At 74.2% G+C, this 21,625-nt stretch carries 18 protein-coding genes; 4 read left to right on the top strand and 14 right to left on the bottom strand.

Annotated features, from left to right (window positions below; genetic code table 11):
• Positions 1 to 27: 27 nt before the first annotated feature.
• Entirely contained in the window at positions 28 to 756 is a 729-nt protein-coding gene (locus SL103_RS13435; RefSeq protein ID WP_069569082.1) for a leucine-rich repeat domain-containing protein, read from the top strand.
• A 40-nt stretch (positions 757 to 796) separates the two neighbouring features.
• Here SL103_RS13435 and SL103_RS13430 read toward each other — a convergent pair whose 3' ends face one another.
• The 5 genes from SL103_RS13430 to SL103_RS13410 all read right to left on the bottom strand — a co-directional run bounded on the left by SL103_RS13430 (position 797) and on the right by SL103_RS13410 (position 5,171).
• Positions 797 to 1,036, bottom strand: a complete 240-nt coding sequence (locus SL103_RS13430) for a DUF397 domain-containing protein (RefSeq protein ID WP_069569081.1) — start codon at positions 1,034 to 1,036, stop codon at positions 797 to 799.
• A gap of 128 nt (positions 1,037 to 1,164) precedes the next feature.
• Positions 1,165 to 2,343: a thiolase domain-containing protein gene (locus SL103_RS13425; RefSeq protein ID WP_069569080.1), complete on the bottom strand. Its 1,179-nt coding sequence runs from the start codon at positions 2,341 to 2,343 to the stop codon at positions 1,165 to 1,167.
• Positions 2,340 to 3,398: a thiolase domain-containing protein gene (locus SL103_RS13420; RefSeq protein WP_069569079.1), complete on the bottom strand. Its 1,059-nt coding sequence runs from the start codon at positions 3,396 to 3,398 to the stop codon at positions 2,340 to 2,342. Before SL103_RS13420 ends, SL103_RS13425 begins: the two co-directional genes overlap by 4 nt.
• Entirely contained in the window at positions 3,398 to 4,345 is a 948-nt protein-coding gene (locus SL103_RS13415) for a Zn-ribbon domain-containing OB-fold protein (RefSeq protein ID WP_069569078.1), read from the bottom strand. Before SL103_RS13415 ends, SL103_RS13420 begins: the two co-directional genes overlap by 1 nt.
• A 25-nt stretch (positions 4,346 to 4,370) precedes the next feature.
• Entirely contained in the window at positions 4,371 to 5,171 is an 801-nt protein-coding gene (locus SL103_RS13410) for a crotonase/enoyl-CoA hydratase family protein (RefSeq protein WP_069569077.1), read from the bottom strand.
• A 204-nt stretch (positions 5,172 to 5,375) separates the two neighbouring features.
• Between SL103_RS13410 and SL103_RS13405 the strand changes: the two genes are divergently transcribed.
• Positions 5,376 to 7,004, top strand: coding sequence for an acyl-CoA synthetase (locus SL103_RS13405; RefSeq protein WP_069569076.1), 1,629 nt, complete (start codon positions 5,376 to 5,378; stop codon positions 7,002 to 7,004).
• Between the two features lie 52 nt (positions 7,005 to 7,056).
• On the opposite strand, the gene SL103_RS13400 is transcribed toward SL103_RS13405, so the two are convergent.
• A complete protein-coding gene (locus tag SL103_RS13400; RefSeq protein WP_069573675.1) occupies positions 7,057 to 7,707 on the bottom strand; it encodes a chorismate mutase in 651 nt (216 codons plus the stop codon).
• A 206-nt stretch (positions 7,708 to 7,913) separates the two neighbouring features.
• Positions 7,914 to 8,612: an alpha/beta fold hydrolase gene (locus tag SL103_RS13395; RefSeq protein WP_069569075.1), complete on the bottom strand. Its 699-nt coding sequence runs from the start codon at positions 8,610 to 8,612 to the stop codon at positions 7,914 to 7,916.
• 121 nt (positions 8,613 to 8,733) lie between these two features.
• Between SL103_RS13395 and paaK the strand changes: the two genes are divergently transcribed.
• Complete coding sequence (gene paaK / locus SL103_RS13390; RefSeq protein WP_069569074.1) at positions 8,734 to 10,062, top strand: phenylacetate--CoA ligase PaaK; 1,329 nt, start codon at positions 8,734 to 8,736, stop codon at positions 10,060 to 10,062.
• 24 nt (positions 10,063 to 10,086) lie between these two features.
• On the opposite strand, the gene SL103_RS13385 is transcribed toward paaK, so the two are convergent.
• The 5 genes from SL103_RS13385 to SL103_RS13365 form a co-directional block, all read right to left on the bottom strand.
• On the bottom strand, positions 10,087 to 10,887 hold the full coding sequence (locus tag SL103_RS13385; RefSeq protein ID WP_069569073.1) for a VOC family protein: 801 nt from the start codon (positions 10,885 to 10,887) through the stop codon (positions 10,087 to 10,089).
• Positions 10,888 to 10,985: 98 nt separating this feature from the next.
• Positions 10,986 to 12,521, bottom strand: a complete 1,536-nt coding sequence (locus SL103_RS13380; protein WP_069569072.1) for an acyl-CoA synthetase — start codon at positions 12,519 to 12,521, stop codon at positions 10,986 to 10,988.
• 97 nt (positions 12,522 to 12,618) lie between these two features.
• Positions 12,619 to 14,178 carry an acyl-CoA synthetase gene (locus tag SL103_RS13375; protein ID WP_069569071.1) on the bottom strand — a complete coding sequence of 520 codons (1,560 nt, stop codon included), beginning with the start codon at positions 14,176 to 14,178 and terminating at the stop codon, positions 12,619 to 12,621.
• Positions 14,179 to 14,197: 19 nt separating this feature from the next.
• The gene (locus tag SL103_RS13370) at positions 14,198 to 15,301 is read right to left on the bottom strand and encodes an NAD(P)H-dependent flavin oxidoreductase (RefSeq protein WP_069569070.1); all 1,104 of its coding nucleotides are present in this window, start codon (positions 15,299 to 15,301) and stop codon (positions 14,198 to 14,200) included.
• 122 nt (positions 15,302 to 15,423) lie between these two features.
• A complete protein-coding gene (locus tag SL103_RS13365; protein ID WP_069569069.1) occupies positions 15,424 to 16,986 on the bottom strand; it encodes a phytoene desaturase family protein in 1,563 nt (520 codons plus the stop codon).
• A gap of 173 nt (positions 16,987 to 17,159) precedes the next feature.
• On the opposite strand from SL103_RS13365, the gene SL103_RS13360 reads away from it, so the two are divergent.
• Positions 17,160 to 18,467, top strand: a complete 1,308-nt coding sequence (locus SL103_RS13360; protein ID WP_069569068.1) for a glycoside hydrolase family 27 protein — start codon at positions 17,160 to 17,162, stop codon at positions 18,465 to 18,467.
• A gap of 76 nt (positions 18,468 to 18,543) precedes the next feature.
• Here the strand turns inward: SL103_RS13360 and SL103_RS13355 are convergent, their stop codons facing one another.
• Both SL103_RS13355 and SL103_RS13350 read right to left on the bottom strand, forming a co-directional pair.
• Positions 18,544 to 20,493: a serine/threonine-protein kinase gene (locus SL103_RS13355; protein ID WP_069569067.1), complete on the bottom strand. Its 1,950-nt coding sequence runs from the start codon at positions 20,491 to 20,493 to the stop codon at positions 18,544 to 18,546.
• A 33-nt stretch (positions 20,494 to 20,526) separates the two neighbouring features.
• The gene (locus tag SL103_RS13350) at positions 20,527 to 21,444 is read right to left on the bottom strand and encodes an oxygenase MpaB family protein (RefSeq protein WP_069569066.1); all 918 of its coding nucleotides are present in this window, start codon (positions 21,442 to 21,444) and stop codon (positions 20,527 to 20,529) included.
• Between the last annotated feature and the right edge of the window lie 181 nt (positions 21,445 to 21,625).

Genomic DNA, 21,625 nt, shown 5'->3' with positions numbered 1-21,625 from the left:
GACCTCCGGAAAGGGGAGACACCGGCCGTGACCACCGGACCCCGGACGCTCAACCTGTGGCAGGCGGGCCTCGGCGCGGTACCGCCGGAGGTCTGGCGGCGCGCGGACTGGGAGGTGCTGATCCTCGCCGACAACGCGCTGACCGAGGTCCCCGCGGCGCTCGGCGGGCTGCGCCGGCTGCACACCCTGGACCTCGGCCACAACGCGCTGGCGTCCGTACCCGACGAGATCGGTGACCTGGCCGGTCTGACCCGCTTCCTCTATCTGCACGACAACCGGCTGACCGCGCTGCCGGACACCCTGGGCAGGCTGGACCGGCTCGGCTACCTCAACGTCGGCGACAACCCGCTCGGGCGGCTGCCGGCGGCGCTGGGGGCGATGGCGGGGCTGGTCGAACTCCGGGCGCAGCGGGCGGCGTTGACCGCGCTGCCGGGGTCACTGGGCCGGCTCGGGCGGCTGCGGGAGCTGTGGCTGGGCGGCAACGCGCTCACCGGACTGCCCGCCGGGACCGCGGCGCTGGGCGAGCTGCGGGTGCTGGAGCTGCGGGACAACGCGCTGCCGCGCCTGCCCGAGGAGCTGCGCGCGCTGCCGCTGCTCCGCCGGCTCGATCTGCGCGGCAACCGTCTCGGGGAGCTGCCGCCGTGGGTGGCCGGGATGCCGTCGCTGGAGAAGCTGGATCTGCGCTGGAACGCGGTGGACGACGGGGCGGAGCCGGTCCGGGCGCTGCGGGCGCGGGGGTGCGTGGTGCTCACCTGACCGGCGGCCGGCGGGGTCGTCGGCCGTCGGCCACCGGGCGTCACGTCAGGTCGAAGGCGCCGTCGCGGGCGTCGAGGACGAAGGCGCGCCACTCGCCCGGGGAGAAGATCACTGCCGGGATCTCCGGGCTGCGGCGGTTGCGCAGGGCGATGTAGCCCTCGACGAAGGCGACCTGGACGTCGCCCACGCCCTGGGTGCTCGACTGCCACTCGGCCTGCGTCAGGTCGAGTTCGGGCCTGGGCCCGCCCGCGAGCCGCTGCTCGGTGATGCTGTTGGCCACGTGTCCTCGCTCCTCCCGGTTCGTCGTCGCGGTCAGCCTAACCACTGTCCCGGGGGACGGACAGAGGACGTGGCGGGGCGGTGGGGTGGTGGCGGTGGGGCGTGTGCGGCGGGCGGCACGCCCCCGGCTCAGGCGGCCGGTGAGTCGGCGCCGACCAGCCACATCGCGAAGAACTGGGAGCCGCCGCCGTACGCGTGCCCCAACGCCCGCCGCGCGCCGTCGACTTGGTGTGCGCCGGCCTGGCCGCGTACCTGGAGGGCGGCCTCGGCGAAGCGGAGCATGCCGGAGGCGCCGATGGGGTTGGTGGAGAGCACTCCGCCGGAGGGGTTGACCGGGAGGTCGCCGTCGAGTGCGGTGACGCCGGCCTCGGTGAGCTTCCAGCCCTCGCCCTCCTCGGCGAAGCCGAGGTTCTCCAGCCACATCGGCTCGTACCAGCTGAAGGGGACGTACATCTCCACCGCGTCGATCTGCCGGCGCGGGTCGGTGAGGCCGGCCTGCCGGTAGACGTCCGCCGCGCAGTCCTTGCCGGCCTGCGGGGAGACGAAGTCCTTGCCGGCGAAGAGGGTCGGTTCGCTGCGCATCGCCCCGCCGTGCACCCAGGCCGCCGGGCGGGGTGCGCGCGCGGCCCCGGCGCGGTCGGTGAGGACCATGGCGCAGGCGCCGTCGGAGGACGGGCAGGTCTCGGAGTAGCGGATCGGGTCCCAGAGCATGGGCGAGGACTGCACCTTCTCCAGGGTGATGTCCTCCTCGTGGAGGTGCGCGTAGGGGTTCTTCAGGGCGTTGCGGCGGTCCTTGTAGGCGACGAGGGAGCCGACGGTGGCGGGGGCGCCGGTGCGCCGCATGTAGGCGCGCACGTGCGGGGCGAAGAAGCCGCCGGCGCCGGCGAGCAGCGGCTGCTGGAACGGGATCGGCAGCGACAGTCCCCACATCGCGTTGGACTCGGACTGCTTCTCGAAGGCGAGGGTGAGGACGGTGCGGTGGACCCGGGCGGCGACGAGGTTCGTGGCGACCAGGGCGGTGGAGCCGCCGACGGAGCCGGCGGTGTGCACCCGCAGCACGGGTTTGCCGACGGCGCCCAGGGCGTCGGCGAGGTAGAGCTCGGGCATCATGACGCCCTCGAAGAAGTCGGGAGCCTTGCCGATCACCACCGCGTCGATGTCCGCCCAGGTCAGCTCGGCGTCGTCGAGGGCGCGCCGGGCGGCCTCGCGGACGAGTCCGGCGAGCGAGACGTCGCGGCGTGCGGCGACGTGCTTGGTCTGGCCGATGCCGACGACGGCCACCGGCTCCTTGTGCGCCGCGTTGCTCATCGCGCCTCTCCTTCCAGGACGGCGACCAGGTTCTGCTGCAGGCACGGGCCCGAGGTGGCGTGCGCGAGGGCGCGTTCGGACTCGCCCCGCTGAATGCGGGCGGCGGCCTCGCCGATGCGGATCAGGCCGGCGGCCATGACGGGGTTGGCGGCCAGCGCGCCGCCGGACGGGTTGATCCGGACGTCGGCGCCGGCCGTGCCGCCGAGGTCCAGGGCGCGGCGCAGCACCACCTCCTGGGAGGTGAAGGGGGCGTGCAACTCGGCGGTGTCCACCGGCCGTTCGAAGTAGCCGGCGCGTTCGGCGGCGAGCCGGGTGGAAGGTGAGTCGGTGAGGTCGCGGACGCCCGGGCTGTGCGCCTCGATGCGGTGGTCGAGCCCGCGGATCCAGGCGGGGCGCTCGGTCAGCCGCCGGGCGGTGTCGCCGGCGGCGAGGACGACGGCGGCCGCGCCGTCGCTGACGGGCGGGCAGTCGCCGGTGCGCAGCGGGGCGGCGAGCGGCTCGCCGACGGGCACGGCACCGCGCAGCTGGGCGTACGGGTTCGCCGCGGCGGCGGCGCGGCTGCGGGCGGCGATGCCGGCCAGCTCCCGCTCGTCGGTGAGGCCGGCGTCGATCAGCGCCCGGGCCTGGAGGGCGGCGAGCGCCACCGAGTCGGGCCAGAGCGGGGCGAGGTAGTACGGGTCGAGCTGGCGGGTGAGGACATCGCGGACCTCGCCGGGTGAGGACTTCCCGTAGGCGTAGACCAGTGCGGTCTCGGCCTCGCCGGTGAGGATCTTCACCCACGCCTCGTACAGCGCCCAGGCGCCGTCCATCTCGACGTGCGACTCGGAGATCGGCGGCCAGGCTCCGACGCCGTCGAGAGCCATGGTGAAGGAGAACGCCCGGCCGGCGAGGTAGTCGGCGGAGCCGGAGCAGGTGAAGTCGATCTCGCCGGCGGTGAGGCCGGTGCGGGCCAGCACGTCGTGGAGGACCGGCATCAGCATCTCGACCTCGGAGGTCTCCGCGCTGTCGCGGACGTGACGGCTCTGCCCGAAGGCGACGACGGCGACCTCGCGCATCAGATCAGCTCCTTGTAGCTGTCGTAGTCGGCGTCGGGTTCGCCGGTGGGGCGGTAGTGGTCGGGGAAGCGGCCGCCCTCGGTCCATACGGGTTCCACCCGCAGTCCCATGCGGACCCGGTCGTAGGGGATGCCGCCGATCCGGGCGTGCAGGGCCAGGTCGGCGCCGTCCAGGGCGATGTGGGCGTAGACGTAGGGGACCTCGATGTCCAGGTTCTTCGCCTTGATGTTGACGATGCAGAAGGTGGTGACGGTGCCGCGCGGGCCGACCTCGACCTGGGTGTCGGTGGCGACGCCGCAGGTGGGGCAGGCGCCGCGGGGCGGGACGTACACCTTGCGGCAGGCCGGGCAGCGTTCGCCGACGGTCCTGCGGTCGGTGAGCGCCTGGAGGTAGCGGGACTGGGCGCGGCCGGGGGCGTAGGTGTAGTCGAGCCGGGCGGGGGCGGTGATGCCGGTGACGGGGTCGGCGAACGCGCCGTCGTGCGGCACGGGCCCGGTGGCCGGCGGCGCGGCGTCGGACGGTTCGAAGCAGGCGATGTCGGTGATGGCGCCGGTGCGCTCGGCGGCCCAGCGGATCCGGACCCGCATGCCGGTGCGCACCGCGTCGGGACCGGGAGCGTCCAGGGCGTGCAGCAGCGCGCTGTCGGCGCCGTCGAGCCGTACGAGCACCCAGGCGAACGGGGTGCTCAGGGGCTGGCCGCGCCGGGGCGCGGGGTTCCACGCCCAGGTGGTGACGGTGCCGGTGGGGGCGACCTCGACCAGGTCGGACAGCTCCTCGGCGGTGGCCGGGTCGTACTCCACGGGTGGTACGAGCACCCTGCCGTCCTGGCAGGTCACGCCGAGGACGGTGCGCTCGCGGAGCCCGGTGAGGAAGGCGCCCTGGACCGGGCCGAGCGAGCGGGTGAAGGGGAATTCCACGACGAGTGGTGCGGTGAGGACCGCTGGCACCTCTTGCACAATGCTCTCCTTGACGTCAGGCGCGCCGGTAGACGGGGGGCCGCTTCTCCGCGAAGGCCCGGGCGCCTTCCTTGGCGTCGGCGGTGTCGAAGACGGGCCAGCCGCGGGCGAGTTCGGCCTTGAGCCCGTCGGTCTCGGTCAGCTCGGCGGTCTCGTAGACGGACGCCTTGACGGCCTCGACGGCGAGCGGCCCGCAGGCGTTGATCCGTCCGGCGATCTCCAGGGCCTTGTCCAGGGCGCCGCCGTCCGGCACGACGTGGCCGATCAGGCCGATGCGGGCGGCCTCGGGCGCCGGGTAGGGCCGGCCGGTGAGCAGCATCTCCAGGGCGTGGGTGCGCGGGATCTGGCGGGGCAGGCGGACGGTGGAGCCGCCGATCGGGAACAGGCCGCGCCGGACCTCGTAGAGCCCGAAGGTGGCGCTCTCGCCGGCGACGCGGATGTCGGTGCCCTGGAGGATCTCCGTGCCGCCGGCGACGCAGTGGCCCTCGACGGCGGCGATGACGGGTTTGCGCGGGCGGTGGTGGCGCAGCATCGCCTTCCAGTGCAGGTCGGGGTCGGCGCGCAGCCGGTCGCGGTAGTGCTCGCCGGCCATGCCGTCGCCCGCCAGGGCCTTGAGGTCCATCCCTGCGCAGAAGGTGCCGCCGGCGCCGGTGAGGACGACGGACCGGACGGTGTCGTCCTCGTCGGCGGCGGTCCAGCCGTCGTACAGGCCCACCAGCATCGGCAGCGAGAGGGCGTTCTTCGCCTCCGGCCGGTTGAGGGTGAGCACGAGTGTCGCGCCCTGACGCTCCACGGTGAGATGTTCGGTTCCGTCCATGTCCTGCCCACCACCCCTTCGGTCCGCCGTGCGCCGGACGGGGAACAGGGTGCAGGAGCCGCACGACGAGTTCAAGGCTTTTCTGACACTCAGTCAGATTTCTTGGTCCGCGGCCTTCCCTGCTTCTCCGGGCGGCGCTCTAATGACCGCCTGGGCCCGGTCTCCGGCCGGGCCGGGACGCCGTCCGCCCGGTCTGGAGGAGACGTGGAGTACAACCTGGCCGACCTCTTCGAGTCGATCGTCGACACGGTTCCCGACCGCGAGGCGCTGGTGTACGTCGACCACCCGGGGACCGGGGCGGAGCGGCGGCTGACGTACGCGGAACTGGACCGCGCCGCCAACCGCCTGGCCCACCACCTCGGCGCGCACGGCGTCGGCCCCGGCCGGCACGTGGGGCTGCACCTGTACAACGGCGTCGAGTACCTCCAGGCCGTCTACGCCTGCCTGAAGCTCCGGGCGGTCCCGGTGAACGTCAACTACCGTTACGTGGAAGAGGAGTTGACCTACCTCTATCGCGACGCGGACCTGACCGCGCTGGTCTTCGACGCGGAGTTCACCGCGCGGGTGGCCGCCGCCCTTCCGCACGCCCCCGGGCTGCGGCACCTGGTACGGGTCGGCAGCCCGCCGCCCGGCGCCCCCGAACCCTCCCGCACGCCGGTGTCGCTCGCGGACGCCGAGGCCGCCGGCTCCCCCGACCGCGGCTTCGGGCCGCGCTCCGCCGACGACCGGCTCGTCATCTACACCGGCGGCACCACCGGCATGCCCAAGGGTGTGGTGTGGCGCCACGAGGACCTGTTCTTCTCCGGGATGGGCGGCGGGGCGCCGACCGGCGAACCGGTGAAGCGGCCGGAGGAGTTGGCCGAGCGGGTCGCGGCCGGCGGGGAGGGGATCGTCTTCTTCCCCACCCCCCCGCTGATGCACGGGACCTCCACGCTGACCGCCTTCATCGCCTTCCACTTCGGCCAGAAGGTCGTGCTGCACCGCAAGTACGTGCCCGAGGAGGTGCTGCGGACCGTCGAGCGGGAGCGGGTCACCAGCGTGTCGCTGGTGGGGGACGCGATGCTGCGGCCGCTGGTCGACGCCCTCGCCGGCCCGCTCGAAGGCGTCGACTGCTCGTCGCTGTTCAGCGTCAGCAGCTCCGGCGCGATCCTCTCCGAGACCGTACGCGCCGAGTTCGCCGCGCTGGTGCCGAACGCCGTGCTGCTGAACAACTTCGGCTCGTCGGAATCCGGCTTCAACGGCACCGCCACCGAGGACGCGGGCCCCGACCGGGGCTTCCGGGTGCGCGTCAACTCCCGTACCGCGGTGGTCGATCCGGCGACGCACCGGCCGGCCCCGGCCGGCGAGGTGGGCCGTCTCGCGCAGCGCGGACACGTACCGCTGGGCTACTACAACGACCCGGTGAAGACCGCGGAGACCTTCTTCGAGGCGGGCGGGGACCGGTGGGTGCTGCTGGGCGACATGGCCACCGTCGACGACGCCGGCATCGTCACCGTCCTGGGACGGGGCTCGCAGTGCATCAACTCCGGCGGCGAGAAGATCTATCCGGAGGAGGTCGAACAGGCGCTGAAGGCCCATCCGGACGTGTACGACGCGCTGGTGGCCGGCGTACCCGACGAGCGGTGGGGCCACCGCGTGGCGGCCGTGGTCCAACTGCGCGCCGGCGCCGCCCCGTTGGACCTGGCCGCCGTACAGCGCCACTGCCGGACCCGCCTGGCCGGCTACAAGGTGCCGCGCGCGGTGGTCTTCACCGAGCACATCCAGCGCTCCCCCAGCGGCAAGGCGGACTACCGCTGGGCGAAGGCGGTGGCGGCGGGCGAACGCCCGGCGTGAGCGTCCGGCGCAGACGGGCGGCGTGAGCGCCCGCGCCGGTCGTTCGGGGGGTTCAGGCCGGCGTCGCGCACACGGACCTGAGGGAGCGGGCCAGGGCGACGGTGTGCAGGGCGTCGAGGTGGCGCTCGTGGCGCACCCGCGCGGCGGCGACGGCCAGCAGGGGGCGGCAGGACGGTGCTGAGCGGGCCTGCGGGGAGGCCGCGAGAGCGCGGACCAGCGCGGTGTTGATGCGGTTGATCTCCTTGCGCACCTCGTTCAGGTCGGGGCGCACGGTCGGCGCCTGCGCGGGGTCCGCCGCCCACCGCCGGTGCAGCCCGCGCTGCACGATCTTGCTGGCCTCGATCTGGTCCCGGAAGACCCGCACCGTGGCGCCGGGGTCGGCGCCCAGCTGCCGGGCCTGTTCCGCCACCGCGTCGAGCACCTGCCGCTCGCGGACCGGATCGTCGATCGGGCTGCCGGTGCCCCACTTCGCCGCGGCCACCAGGTCGCCGGTGGCCAGCCGCTCCGCGGACAAGGCGGCGAGCGGCCACAGCCGGCCGTGGTGCGGGGCCGGCAGCGGGGCGCGGGAGGTGGCCGCGGCGCTCGGGGCGGACGGGACGTGCCGGGCGGCCGGGACGTGGCGGGCGGCGGGGGCCGCGGCGGCGCCGCCGGCTGCGGTGAACAGCAGGGTCGCGGCGGCGCCCGCGGTCAGCGCCCGGCGCATCGGGAGGGTCAGCGGCACGGTCGGCCTTTCGCGAACCCCCGGCCCTCCCGGGGGAGTTCGCCGAGGAACGGGCATCGGAGTCGTACGGCGGCGGGACGAGGGGAGCGCCGCGGCTGCCGGCGCCCGGGCCGCGGGCACCGGCAGGGCCAGGGCCGCGAGAGTGCGTACCGGGCTCCGCGAGCCCGGCTTGATCCAGACGAAAGGCCCTACGGGCGGGGCGCCAGGAAGGAGGTCACCGCCGCGAGGAATTCGCCCGGGCGCTCCTCGTGGACCAGGTGCCCGGCGCCCTCGACGGTCACCAGGCGGGCGTCGGGGATCCGTTCGGCCATCTCGGCGAGGTGCTCCTGCGGGATGTGGCTGTCCGGGCCGCCGGCGATGACGAGGGTGGGCGCGGCGATCCGCGCCAGGGCGTCCCACCACCGGGGGTCGGGGTCGTTGCGCTCGGCCACCACCGCGACCTTGGCTCCCCAGTCGAACGGCTGCGGGCCCGCCGGCTGCTCGGGCACCTCCTGCGGCGGCTCGGCCGGGCGCGGCGGAGGGGCCTCCTCCAGCACCAGGCGGTCGACCAGTTCCGGACGGTCGGCGGCCAGCAGCAGGGCGGCCAGCGCGCCCAGCGAGTGCCCGACGAGGGTCACCCGCGCCAGGCCGAGCGCCTGGAGGAAGCCGATCGCGTCGTCCCGCCACCGCTCGACGCCGTACTCCCCGGGCCAGTCGCTGTGGCCGTGGCCCCGCAGATCGAGGGCGAAGACCTGATGGGTGCCGGCGAGCCGGCCGACCACGCCGCGCCAGTCCTCACCGTCCTCCCCGAGACAGTGCAGCAGCACCGCCGGGGGCGCGCCCTCGTCGCCCCACACCCGGTACGCCAGTTGGACCTCACCGACCTGTACTTTCCGGACGTCACTCATGCGCTGGACGCTACCCGGGGCCGTCCGCGTCACGCCTCTTGACGTGTTCGCCGCGCGCTGATTACTTGGACCGGCATGCAGCTACCGAATGATCGGTAGGGAGACGAGGCGGTGACACCCCATGCCGGAAGCGGCTACGGACGGGATCAGGAACGGCGCGGCGCTCGACGAGGCGGAGCTGCTCTCCGCGGAGGCGCTGCGGGAGGTGCAGCTGAGCCGGCTGCGCGCCTCGCTGCGGCACGCCTACACCCACGTGCCCTTCTACCGTGACTCCTTCGACCGGGCCGGGGTACGGCCGGAGGACTGCCGCTCGCTCGGCGATCTCGCCCGCTTCCCGTTCACCGTCAAGGACGACCTGCGCGCCCAGTACCCGTTCGGGATGTTCGCCGTCCCCAGGGAGCAGGTGCGCCGGATTCACGCGTCCAGCGGCACCACCGGCCGTCCCACGGTCGTCGGCTACACCGAGCGTGACCTCTCGCACTGGGCGGACGTCGTCGCCCGCTCGCTGCGCGCGGCCGGCGCCCGCCCCGGCCACACGGTCCACATCGCTTACGGATACGGGCTGTTCACCGGCGGCCTCGGCGCGCACTACGGCGCGGAGCGGCTGGGCTGTACGGTCGTCCCGGCGTCCGGGGGGATGACCAGCCGGCAGGTGCAGATCATCCAGGACTTCCGCCCCGAAGTGATCATGGTGACGCCGTCGTACATGCTCACCCTGCTGGACGAGTTCGAGCGGCAGGGCGTCGACCCCCGGACCACCTCGCTGAAGGTGGGCGTGTTCGGTGCCGAGCCCTGGACGCAGGCGATGCGCCGCGAGATCGAGGAGCGGTTCGCGATCGACGCCGTGGACATCTACGGCCTGTCGGAGGTCATGGGCCCCGGCGTCGCCCAGGAGTGCGTCGAGACCAAGGACGGACTGCACCTGTGGGAGGACCACTTCTTCCCGGAGGTGGTCGACCCGCTCACCGGCGAGGTGCTGCCGGACGGCGAGCACGGTGAGCTGGTCCTCACCTCCCTCACCAAGGAGGCCATGCCGGTGATCCGCTACCGCACCCGCGATCTGACCCGGCTGCTGCCGGGCACCGCGCGGCCCGCCTTCCGGCGGATGGAGAAGATCACCGGGCGCAGCGACGACATGATCATTCTGCGCGGGGTCAACCTCTTCCCCGCGCAGATCGAGGAGATCGTGCTGCGTACGCCCGGCGTGGCCCCGCACTTCCAGCTGCGGCTGACCCGCGAGGGCCGGATGGACCACCTCACCGTGCGCGCCGAGGCCCGGCCCGACGCGGGCCCCGAGGCACGCGCGGCGGCGGCCGGGCTGATCGCGCGCGGCGTCAAGGACGGCATCGGCGTCTCGGTCGCCGTCGAGATCGTCGATCCGGAGACCCTGGAGCGCTCGGTCGGCAAGATCAAGCGCATCGTGGACGCCCGGCCCCGGGACACCGCGTGACCTCCCGGGGCGGCGCGGCATCGCTCAGGTCATGTCCGGGTCCCCTTTGATCAGCGCGAACGGGGCGCCGGCCGGGTCCTTGACCATCGCCAGCCGGCCGACGCCGGGTGCGTCGGTCGGCGGGATCAGGACCGTGGCGCCGTGGTCGACGGCGGCGTCGAAGGTCGCGTCGCAGTCGCTCACGCCGAAGTACGGGTGCCACTCGGACGTCGAACCGGCCGCCAGATGCTCCTTCTGCAGCTGCATGACGCCGCCGTGCCCGGTGTCGTCGCCCTTGCCGCCGCCCGGCGCGGAGGCGACGGAGTAGACCATGCCCGGGCCCATCGGCATGTCCTGGTAGCTCCAGGAGAAGACCGAACGGTAGAACTCCCGGGCGGTGTCCACGTCCGTGGTGTACAGCTCCGTCCAGCAGAGGGCGTTCGGTTCCATCACCGCCTCCAGGCCCGCGACGTCGCCCGGCTGCCACACCGCGAATTCGCCGCCCGCCGGGTCGGTGAAGGCGGCCAGCCGGCCGGCGGTGAAGACGTCCATCGGCGGGACCCGCACCGAGCCGCCCGCCTGCTCCACCGTCTTCGTCGTGGCGTCCGCGTCGGCGGTGTGGAAGTACACCGTCCAGGCCGGGCTCGCGCCCTCGTCCGTCAGCGGGCCGACCGCCGCGACGGTTCTGCCGTCGAGCCGGAAGAAGCCGTACCCGCCGGCCTCCGGGCCGGCCGAGTCGAAACGCCAGCCGAACACGGCGGAGTAGAAGGCGGCGGCGGCCTCGACGTCGGGTGCGCCGAGGTCGAGCCAGTTGGGCGTGCCGGGGACGTAGTCGGTGGTCAGCATGGGTGGTCCTCCGTCATACGGTTCGGGACGTGCGCGGCTGTTCTCCTGCCGGTCCTCAGCATGGCAGGGGGCACTGACAGTCGCCCTTGGCGCGCCGTTCAGGGCGTGCCGAAGCGCTCGCGCAGCTCGCGCTTGAGGACCTTGCCGCTGGCGTTGCGCGGCAGCGCGTCGACGAACATCACCCGCTTGGGCGCCTTGAACGGTGCCAGCCGGGCCCGTGCCGCCTCGATCAGCTCCCGCTCCCCCACCGGGGCCGCTCCGCCCGGCCCGTCCGCTCGGCGCACCACCACCGCGCACACCGCTTCGATCCAGCGTTCGTCCGGCAGCCCGATGACCGCGACCTCGGCCACCTGGGGATGTTCGTAGAGCGCCTCCTCCACCTGGCGGGAGGCGACCAGGACGCCACCGGAGTTGATGACGTCCTTCACCCGGTCGACGACGGTGAAGTAGCCCTCCGCGTCGCGGACGGCGAGGTCCCCGGAGTGGAACCAGCCGCCCCGGAACGCCTCCGCGGTCTCCTCCGGCTTGTCCCAGTAGCCGGTGCACAGTTGCGGGGAGCGGTAGACGACCTCGCCCCGGGTCCCGTCCGGGACCTCCCGGCCCGCCTCGTCGACCACCCGCGCCTCGACGAACAGCACCGGCCGCCCGCAGGAGTCCATCCGGCCCTCGTGCTCGTCGGGGCCCAGCACGGTCGCCAGCGGCCCGATCTCGCTCTGCCCGAAGCAGTTGTAGAACGCGAGCCGCGGCAGGTGGGCGCGCAGTCGCGCGAGGACCGGCACCGGCATGATCGAGGCACCGTAGTACGCCTTGCGCAGCCCGCTCAGGTCCCGGGTGGTGAAGCCGGGGTGCCCGGAGAGCGCGATCCACACCGTCGGCGGGGCGAACAGGCTGTCCGCCAGGCCGGCTTCGGCCAGATCGAAGATCCGCTCCGGGTCGGGTCCGTCCAGGATGACGTTCTCCGCGCCCACCGCCAGATAGGGCAGCAGGAACACGTGCATCTGGGCCGAGTGGTAGAGCGGCAGCGCGTGCAGCGGCCGGTCCGACGCGTCGAGGTCGAGGGCGACGATCGCGCTGGTGTACTCGTGCACCAACGCCCGGTGCGTCATCATCGCGCCCTTGGGCAGCGCGGTCGTCCCTGACGTGTAGAGGAGCTGGACCAGATCGTCGTCGGCCACCGGGGGCAGCGGGTCCGCCCCGTCGTCGGGGTCCGGCGCGGCCGCGAGCCGCTCCAGCAGCCCGTCGGGCGCGCCGTACAGCGGCACCGCACGGACCGTCCCGGGCAACCGGTCCGCGAGCGCGGCGTCGGTCAGCACCAGCGCGCTGCCCGACTGGTCCAGGAGGTAGCGCAGGTCCTCGCCGGTGAGGCCGTGGTTGACCGGGACGTGCACCAGCCCGGCGCGGGCGCAGGCCAGGAAGCCGATCAGATACGCGTCGGAGTTGTGCCCGTAGGACGCGACCCGGTCGCCGGGCCGCAGGCCGTCCGCCAGCAGCAGCCGCGCCGCGGCGCTGACCGCGTCGTCCAGTTCGCGGTACGTCCAGGCACGCTCCCCGTACCGCACCGCCGTCCGTCCGGGCACCCGGCGGGCGCTGCGTCGCAGGACCCCGTCGACCGTGTTGCTCCGCGCTCGCTCCATGGCGCGATCCTGGGCCGCGCCCCCTCCGGGGTCAAGACACCCGGCCGCTTCCGCCGGGCCGGCCCGCCGCCTCGTCGGTCCGGCCCGGGCGGCAGGGCTACACGGTGCGCTCGCGTCCCTCCCAGTACGGCGCGCGCAGCCGCCGCTTGTAGAGCTTGCCGTTGGGGTCGCGGGGCATGACGGCCAGGAAGTCGACGGACTTGGGGCACTTGTAGCCGGCGAGCCGGCGGGCGCAGTGTGCGAGGAGGTCGGCGGCCAGTGCGGGGCCCGCGCGGTGGCCGTCGGCGGGTTCGACCACGGCCTTGACCTCCTCGCCCCAGTCGTCGTGCGGGATACCGAAGGCGGCCGCGTCGGCGACCGCGGGGTGGGCGAGCAGGGCCGCCTCGATCTCGGCCGGGTAGATGTTCACGCCGCCCGAGATGATCATGTCGATCTTGCGGTCGCGCAGGAAGAGGAAGCCGTCCTCGTCGAGGTAGCCGAGGTCGCCGACGGTGAAGAAGTCACCGATCCGGTTCTTCCGCGTCTTGTCCTCGTCCTTGTGGTAGCGGAAGCCGCCGGTGGTCATCTTCATGTAGACGGTGCCGAGTTCGCCCGCGGGCAGCCGGTTGCCGTCGTCGTCGAAGACGGCCAGCTCGCTGATCGGCCAGGCCCTGCCGACCGTCCCGGGCTTCTTGAGCCAGTCCTCGGCGGTGGCGAAGGCACCGCCGCCCTCGCTCGCCGCGTAGTACTCCTCGACGCAGCCGCCCCACCAGTCGATCATGGCGCGTTTGACGTGGTCGGGGCAGGGTGCCGCACCGTGGATGGCGTGCCGCATCGCGCGCACGTCGTAGGCGGCCCGGGTCTGCGCGGGAAGGGCGAGCAGCCGGTGGAACTGGGTGGGGACCATATGGGTGTGGGTGCAGCGGTGCTCGTCCATCAGGGCCAGCATCCCCTCCGGCGTCCACTTGTCCATCAGGACGATGCGGTGGCCGATGTGCAGGGAGGCGCCGGCGAACTGCAGGACGGCGGTGTGGTAGAGCGGTGAGCAGACCAGATGGACGTTGCCGTCGAACGGCTTGATGCCGAAGATGGCGAGGAATCCGCCCAGGTAGGCGTCCTCGGGGGCGGTGCCGGGCAGCGGGCGGCGGATGCCGCGCGGGCGCCCGGTGGTGCCCGAGGTGTAGTTCATCACCCACCCCAGCGTGCGGTCGGCGGGCGCGGAGTCGGGCTGCCCGTCGAGGAGTTCGCCGTACGGGCGGAAGCCGGGGGCCGCACCGACGGCGTAGCGGCGGGCCTCCGGCAGCTCCGCCTCATCGGCGGCCTGGCGCGCGGCCGCCGCGAACCGCTCGTGTGCGATCAGCACCTTCGCGCCGGAGTCCGCGACGATCCAGGCGATCTCCGGGCCGACCAGGTGGTGGTTGACGGGGACGAGGTAGAGGCCGGCCTGGGACGCGGCGAGGTAGGCGGTGAGGAACTCGACGCCGTTGGGGAGGACCACCGCGAAGGCGTCGCCGCGTTCCAGGCCCGCCGCGCGCAGCCCGTGGACCAGCCGGTTGCCGGCGGCGTGCAGCCGGCCCGCGGTCCACTCCTCGCCGTCCGGGGCGATCAGGACCGTACGGTCGGGGTCGGCGGCGGCCTGCGCCCAGAAGCCGTTGGGGGGTGGGACGTCCTTGGTCATTCCGCTGTCCTCCTCGGGTTCACGCGCGTCCGGCGATGCGGTTGATGCGGTCGACGGCCCGCTCGAAACCGCGGGTGAGGTCGTCGAAGACGGCCTGTACGCTGCGCTCGCTGTTCATCCGGCCGACGATCTGGCCCACCGGCGTGCCCAGCAGCGGCTCCACCTCGTACCGCTGGATGCGGGAGTTGGCCTCGGCGACCAGCAGGCCCTGGAGCGGCATCGGGAGGGTACCGGGGCCGGCCGGGTCGTCCCAGGCGTCGGTCCATTCGGTCCGCAGCTGGCGGGCGGGCTTGCCGGTCAGGGCGCGCGAGCGGACGGTGTCGCCGGGCCCGGCGGCGAGCAGTTTCGCGGTCAGTCGCCGGGAGTGCAGCTCGGCCTCCTCGGTGGTCAGCCAGACCGAGCCGAGCCAGACGCCCTGCGCGCCGAGGGCGAGTCCGGCGGCGATCTGCTCGCCGGTGCCGATGCCGCCCGCCGCGAGCACCGGGAGCGGGTCGACGGCGGCGACGACTTCCGGGGTGAGGACCATGGTGGCGATCTCCCCGGTGTGCCCGCCGGCTTCGTAGCCCTGGGCGACGACGACGTCGAGTCCGGCGGCCTTGTGGTGCAGCGCGTGCCGCGGGCTGCCGGCCAGTGCGGCCACGAGGATGCCCTGGTCGTGGGCCCGTTGGACGACATCGGGGGGCGGGGAGCCGAGGGCGTTGGCGAGCAGCTTGACCGGATAGTCGAAGGCCACGTCGAGTTGGGTGCGGGCGACCTGCTCCATCCAGCCGGTGATCCGCCAGCCGGCCGCCTCGCCCTCGGGGAGCTGCGGCACCTGGTGCTTGTCGAGGAGGTCGGTGACGAACCGGCGGTGCTCGTCGGGAATCATCGCCTCGACGTCGGCCTCGCTGACGCCCTCCACCTTCCTGGCCGGCATCACGACGTCGAGCCCGTACGGCAGTCCGTCGGTGTGCGCCTGCATCCAGTCGAGGTCGCGGGCGAGCGCGTCCGGCGCGGTGTAGCGGACCGCCCCGAGCACCCCGAACCCGCCGGCCCGGGTGATCGCCGCGGCGACCGCGGGGAACGGCGTGAACCCGAAGACGGCGTGCTCGACTCCCAGCCTGTTGCTCAGCTCCGTCTGCATGCGCGCAGGATGCCGCAGCGGGCCGTACGAGGGAAGAGATTTTCTGATGCTGCGTCAGAAACTTGCCGGGCGCCGGACGGTGCCCGGCCCGCGCCCGGCCCCGTCCGGCGGCCGTCGCGGGCTCAGCCCTCCTCCAGCACCGCCATCGCCGCGTTGTGCCCCGGAATGCCGCTCACTCCCCCGCCGCGCACCGCTCCCGCGCCGCACAGCAGGACGTTGGGGTGACCGGTGGCCACGCCCCAGCGGGCCGGCGCGCCGCCGCCCTGCCCGTCCTCGGGGTCGGCGTACGGGAACGCCAGCTCGCGGTGGAAGATGTTGCCACCCGGCAGGCCCAGTTCGGCGTCCAGGTCCAGCGGCGACTTGGCCTCGATGCAGGGGCGGCCGTCGGCGTCGCGGGCCAGGCAGTCGGCGAGCGGTTCGGCGAGGTGGGTGTCCAGCTCGGCGAGGGTGGCCGCGAGGAGCCGCTCCCGGGTGGCGTCGTTGTCGGCGGTGAACAGCCTCGCCGGGGCGTGCAGGCCGAAGAGGGTGAGCGTCTGGTAGCCCCGGCGGACCAGGTCGGCGCCGAGGATCGAGGGGTCGGTCAGCGAGTGGCAGTAGATCTCGGAGGGCGGGGCGGCGGGCAGCTCACCGGACGCGGCCTGCTGATAGGAGCGCTCCAACTGGCCGTAGCCCTCCGCGACATGGAAGGTGCCGGCGAAGGCTTCGCGGGGGTCCACCCGGCTGTCACGCAGCCGCGGCAGCCGGGTGAGCAGCATGTTCACCTTGAGCTGGGCGCCCTCGGCGGGCGGCGGCGGGTCCTCGCCCAGCAGGTGGGCCAGTTCCCGCGGGGAGGCGTTGACCAGCACCCGGCGGGCGCCGATCGTGCCCCGGGCGCAGGTGACCTCCGCCGCGCGGCCGTCGGTCGCGAGGCCGGTCACCGCGCAGTCGGTGACGATCTCCGCGCCGGCCCCGCGCGCGGCCTCGGCCAGCGCGTCGGTCAGCGCGCCCATGCCGCCGAGGGGGACGTCCCAGTCGCCGGTGCCCCCGCCGATGACGTGGTACAGGAAGCAGCGGTTCTGGCGCAGTGACGGGTCGTGGGCGGCGGCGAAGGTGCCGATCAGGGCGTCGGTGAGGACCACCCCGCGCACCAGGTCGTCGGTGAAGGTCTCCTCGACCAACTCACCCAGGGGGCGTTCGAACAGGGCGTGCCAGGTGGCGTCGTCGTCGACGGCCGCGCGGAGGGCGGCGCGGGTGGGCAGCGGTTCGGTGAGGGTCGGGAAGACCCGTTCGGCGAGCCGCCGGGTGGTGCCGTAGAAACCCTGCCAGGCGGCGAACTCCCGCTCCGAACCGGTGAGTTCGGCGAAGGACTCACGGGTGCGGGCCTCGCCGCCGCCCACCAGCAGGCCGGTGGGGCGGCCGGCCCGGACCGCGGGGGTGTAGGAGGACACCGTGCGCTTGCGGACCGCGAAGCGCAGCCCGAGGTCCCGCACGATCTTCGGTGGCAGCAGGCTGACGAGGTAGGAGTAGCGGGACAGCCGGGCGTCGACCCCGGCGAACGCCCGGGTCGACACGGCGGCACCACCGGTGTGGTCCAGCCGTTCCAGCACCAGCACGCTGCGCCCGGCACGTGCGAGATAGGCGGCGGCGACCAGCCCGTTGTGCCCGCCGCCGACGATGACCGCGTCATACGAAGTCCGTTCCGGCATGCCCCTTGGTAGCACGCGGTGATCTCGGTCGCCAGGTGCACGCGGCTGAATCCTCCGCCCGGGCCGGTGCGGCTTCTTGACGGCCCGCGGGGCTGCTCCTAGCGTCCGGCCGTGCTCCGCCCCGGCACCGCCTCCCCTCCCCCAGGCCGTCCCGCCCACCCGTGAGGTGACCCGTGTCCCACCCTTCGGTATCCCGCACCGGCCGCACCGTCACCGGACTGGCAGCCGTCGCCGCCTGCTCCGCCGGACTGCTCGCGGCGCCCGCGCCCGCCTCGGCCGTCCCCGACCCGCGCCATGTGCCCGGCGCCCCCCGGGCCGCCGCGCCGTACCCGGACCTGGCGCCCAGACCCCCGATGGGCTGGAACAACTGGTCGTACTACATGTGCAACGTCAACGAGAAGGTGGTGCTGGACAACGCGCGGGCGCTGGTCCGTTCGGGGCTGGCGCGCAAGGGCTACCGCACCGTCACCGTCGACGACTGCTGGATGGGCAGGCAGCGCGGCCCCAAGGGCGAGCTGGTACCGGACCGGGCGAAGTTCCCGCACGGCATGGCGTATCTCGGTGAGCAGCTGCACCGGATGGGGCTGAGGTTCGGCATCTACGAGGACGTCGGCACCCTCACGTGTGAGAAGTACCCGGGCAGTCTCGGCCACTTCCGCGAGGACGCCGCGCTGTTCGCGCGGTGGAAGGTCGACTACGTCAAGGCGGACGGCTGCAACGTGCCCGTCCCACAGGGGCACACCAAGGAGCAGACCTACCGCGATCTGTACGGGCAGATGAGCGCCGCGCTGCGGGCGACCGGCCGCCCGATCACCTTCTCCGTCTCGGCGCCCGCCTACTTCCAGTTCGACGGCGACAGCGTCTGGCACCGGGTCATCGGCTGGTCGGCGGAGCTCGGCAACCTGTGGCGGGGCGGGCGGGACGTGGCGCTTCAGCAGAGCACCCCGGCAGCGAAGTGGGCGTCCATCGTCTACAACTTCCGCTACAACGCGAACCTCGCCGGCCTGCAGCGGCCCGGACGCTGGAACGACCCGGACTTCCTGCTGGCCGGCGACACCGGCCTGACGCGGGACGAGATGCAGAGCCAGATGTCGCTGTGGGCGATGATGGCGGCCCCGCTGATCTCCAGTACGGACGTCGGTGCGCTGTCCCCGGCGGCGCGCGAGGTGCTGGGGAACGAGAGGATCATCGCCGTCGACCAGGACGAGCTCGGCGTCCAGGGCGACATCGTCCAGCAGGACGGGAGTTCCGCGGTGCTGACCAAGCCGCTGAAGAACGGCGACCGGGCCATCGCCCTGTTCAACTCCGGGGACACGCCCCGCACGCTGTCCGTCACGGCCGGTGCGGCCGGGCTGCCGGACGCCTCGGCGTACCACCTGCACGACCTGGTCACCGGCCACCGCAGGCTCAGCGACGGGGACATCGTGGCGCCCGACGTCCCGCCGCACGGCACGGTGCTGTACCGGGTCACCCCGGAGTGACCGGGCCGGGCCGGGGCGGCCGGTGCACCACCCGGCGGCCGCCCCGACCCCCCGGTGCCGCGGGGACCACCGGGGGCTACCGGCGGCGGGCGGCGCGCTCCCTGCGCAGCTCCGCGACGCGGTGCTGCACCGCGGCCGCCTCCTCGATGCGTCCCAGCCGCTCCAGGCACTGGGCGAGGTCGCCCTGGCTGGCCAGCGTCTCGGGGTGCGCGGCACCCAGCACCCGCTCGCGGGCCCCGGCCACCTGGCGGTAGCGCTCCAGGGCGTCGCTCCAGCGGCCCAGCCAGCCCAGCGCCACGGCGGTCTCCCGGCGGCTGACCAGGGTGTCGGGGTGGTCCGGGCCGAGCGCCCGCTCGCGGGCCCGGGCCACCTCGCCGGACTCCGCCAGCGCCTCCCGCCAGCGGCCCAGCCGGCCCAGGCTGACCGCGAGGCCGTGCCGGGCGCGCAGGGTGTCCGGTGCGTCGCAGCCCTGGACGCGGGCCCGGTCCGCCGCCAGGTCGCGGTAGAGCGCCAGGGCCTCCGCGTCGCGGCCGAGCCGGCCGAGGCCGAGGCCGGTCTCGTAGCGCGCGGCGAGGGTGTCGGGGTGGTCGGGGCCGAGCGCGGCGCCGCGGGCCGCCGCGACCTGCTGGTACGTCCGCAGCGCCGCGGCCCGGTCGCCCAGCTTGCCCAGCACATGGGCGAGTTCGAAGCGGGTGGTGAGGGTGTCGGGGTGGCCGGCGCCCAGGACCCGTTCCCGCGCCTCGGCCACCTCGCGGGTCAGGGCGAGGCAGTCCTCCAGGCGGCCCAGCCGGCCGAGGTTGAGCGCGAGGTGGTGGCGGCAGCTCAGGGTGTCGGGGTGGTCGGGGCCCAGGGCGCGCCCCAGGCCGGTCAGCACCTCGGCGTAGACCTGGTGCGCCTCGAAGCAGCGGCCCCGGCGGCTGAGCGCACGGCCGGTCTCCAGCCGCGCGGCGAGGGCGGCGCCGCGGTCGTCCGGGGGTGCGGGGCTGGTGAGGGCGGCGGGCGCGCCCTCCGGGTCGCCGTCGGTCCAGGCGTCGGTGAGGACCGTGACGGCCGGGGCCGGCGTGTCCTGGTGCGGGCGTCGGGCCACGCCGGCCGGGAAGCCGAGGGTGATGCCCTGGGTCCAGGAGGGCAGCCGACGGTCGGGGACGGTGGCGACATCGGGGCCGGCCGGGTGCGGGCGGCGGGCGTCGGCGAGGCGTTTGGCCAGCTCGTCGGCGTCGGCGGGGCGGTCGTCGGGGTCCTTCGCGAGCAGCTCCAGCATGATCTGCTCGTACGCCTCGGGCAGGTCGGGGCGAAGGGTGCGCGGCGGGGCGGGGGCGGTGTCGCGGTGTCCGACGAGCACCGCCCAGGCGTCGCCCAGGTCGAACGGGGGGACGCCGGTGGCGAGCTCGTAGAGCACACAGCCGAGCGAGTAGAGGTCGCTGCGGTGGTCCATCGCCTGCGCGCCGATCTGCTCGGGCGACATGTAGTGCGGGCTGCCCATGGCGATGCCGGTGCCGGTGAGGCGGGCGGTGAAGCCGATGTCGTGATTGAGCCGGGCGATGCCGAAGTCGCAGATCTTGACGGTGCCGTCGGTGGTGCGGACGATGTTCGCCGGCTTCAGATCGCGGTGCACGATGTCCTGTTCGTGCGTGTAGGCGAGCGCGGCGGTGACCTGCTCGGCGATTTCGATGACGTCCGGGACGGGCAGCGGCTGGCGCCGGTTGTCGTCCAGCAGCTGGCTGAGGTTGCGGCCGCTGAGCAGCTCCATGACGAGGAAGAGCGTGCCGTCGTCCTCCCCGAAGTCGTGGACGACGGTGATGCCGCGGTGCTGGAGGGCGGCCGCGACCCGGGCCTCCCGGCGGAAACGTTCGCGCAGGACCTGGAGCAACGAGGGTTCGTGCCGGGGGCCCAGGGGCTTGAGGCACTTGACGGCGATCTGCCGGCCCAGTGATTCGTCGCGGGCTCGCCAGACCTCGCCCATTCCGCCGCGCCCGATGGTGCCGAGCAGCCGGTACCGCCCCTGGATCAGTCTGTTTTCCGCCATCGCGTAGCAGCGCCCCCGTCCCCGCCCTCGCGGTCAGCCGCGCAGCTCCCCCCGCGCGTCCCCGTGCCCGTCCAGTATGGCGGCGCCGTGACGGAGCTTGTAGGGCGCGGGGCGGGTGTCGGGGCCCAGCCGTGCGACGGCGCGCAGGATGTGGCGGGGTGGGAGCTGCCAGCGGACGGTGGGTGGAATGGCGCGAAGGAGGCGGCCGGTGGCGCGTAGTCGGCGGGTGACGGCGCGCGGCGGGGGTGCGGGGCGCCCGTAGAGCTCGTGCGCGTACGCGGGGAGCGCGCCGTACGCGAGCCGGGCCACCCACCCCCAGAGCACGGCACGGGCCGGGACGAGCGGGGCGGGGGCCGGTGGCCGCCGCAGGAAGTCGTCCACCCCGCGGGCCTCGGGAGTCAGTGCCAGTTCGGGGCGTACCCGGTCGAAGTAGGCGGCGAGCGCGGCCCGGTCGCCGGGGACGGTGTCCGGGTCGAGGCCGACGAGCCGGGCGCTCTCGCGCTGTTCGTCGAGGTAGCGGTCGGCCTGGGCGGCGCCGACGGGGTAGCCGGAGCGGCGCAGCACGTGCAGGTAGGAGTCCACCTCGGCGCAGTGCACCCACAGCAGCAGGGCCGGGTCGTCGACGCCGTAGCGCTCGCCGGTGGCCGGGTCGGTGGCGGACAGTGCGCGGTGGATGCGTCGGACCGCGGCGCCGGCCCGCTCGGCGGCGTCGGTGGTGCCGTAGCTGAGGGTGCCGACGAAGTCGGCGGTCCGCATCAGGCGGCCCCAGGCGTCGCGCCGGCCCTGCTCGTTCCGCTGGAAGGCGGCGGAGTTCTGCACCACGCCGCGTACCGCGCGCGGGTGCAGCGCCTGGAGGTACAGCGCCCGCACGCCGGCGATCCACATCATCGGGTCGCCGTGCAGCTGCCAGGTCACCGAGCGGGGCCCGAAGAGCCCGGGGTCGCCTGCCATCACCGCACCTCCCGCGCCCGGTGCGGCCCCCGGAGTGCCCGTCACCCGGCCGGGCCGCCGGCCGCACCCCTCCATTTGCTCATACCGCGCCCGGCGGGAGAAGACGTCCGGGCGCCCCTGCCCCGGATGGTCTGGCGTGGCGAGGCCGAACCGTCCTGCATATCCTTGTAAGGGATTTCCG

The organism is Streptomyces lydicus (genome assembly GCF_001729485.1).
Taxonomy (GTDB): domain Bacteria; phylum Actinomycetota; class Actinomycetes; order Streptomycetales; family Streptomycetaceae; genus Streptomyces; species Streptomyces lydicus_D.
This window is presented reverse-complemented; position numbering and strand designations above follow the sequence as displayed.

Excerpts from the sequence above, each read along its gene's own strand:
- SL103_RS13425 (WP_069569080.1), bottom strand. The coding sequence starts at position 2,343 with ATGAGCAACGCGGCGCACAAGGAGCCGGTGGCCGTCGTCGGCATCGGC.
- SL103_RS13400 (WP_069573675.1), bottom strand. The coding sequence starts at position 7,707 with ATGCGCCGGGCGCTGACCGCGGGCGCCGCCGCGACCCTGCTGTTCACC.
- SL103_RS13385 (WP_069569073.1), bottom strand. The coding sequence starts at position 10,887 with ATGCTGACCACCGACTACGTCCCCGGCACGCCCAACTGGCTCGACCTC.
- paaK (WP_069569074.1), top strand. The coding sequence starts at position 8,734 with ATGCCGGAAGCGGCTACGGACGGGATCAGGAACGGCGCGGCGCTCGAC.
- SL103_RS13380 (WP_069569072.1), bottom strand. The coding sequence starts at position 12,521 with ATGGAGCGAGCGCGGAGCAACACGGTCGACGGGGTCCTGCGACGCAGC.
- SL103_RS13410 (WP_069569077.1), bottom strand. The coding sequence starts at position 5,171 with ATGGACGGAACCGAACATCTCACCGTGGAGCGTCAGGGCGCGACACTC.
- SL103_RS13420 (WP_069569079.1), bottom strand. The coding sequence starts at position 3,398 with ATGCGCGAGGTCGCCGTCGTCGCCTTCGGGCAGAGCCGTCACGTCCGC.
- SL103_RS13370 (WP_069569070.1), bottom strand. The coding sequence starts at position 15,301 with ATGCAGACGGAGCTGAGCAACAGGCTGGGAGTCGAGCACGCCGTCTTC.
- SL103_RS13395 (WP_069569075.1), bottom strand. The coding sequence starts at position 8,612 with ATGAGTGACGTCCGGAAAGTACAGGTCGGTGAGGTCCAACTGGCGTAC.
- SL103_RS13350 (WP_069569066.1), bottom strand. The coding sequence starts at position 21,444 with ATGGCAGGCGACCCCGGGCTCTTCGGGCCCCGCTCGGTGACCTGGCAG.
- SL103_RS13355 (WP_069569067.1), bottom strand. The coding sequence starts at position 20,493 with ATGGCGGAAAACAGACTGATCCAGGGGCGGTACCGGCTGCTCGGCACC.
- SL103_RS13365 (WP_069569069.1), bottom strand. The coding sequence starts at position 16,986 with ATGCCGGAACGGACTTCGTATGACGCGGTCATCGTCGGCGGCGGGCAC.
- SL103_RS13375 (WP_069569071.1), bottom strand. The coding sequence starts at position 14,178 with ATGACCAAGGACGTCCCACCCCCCAACGGCTTCTGGGCGCAGGCCGCC.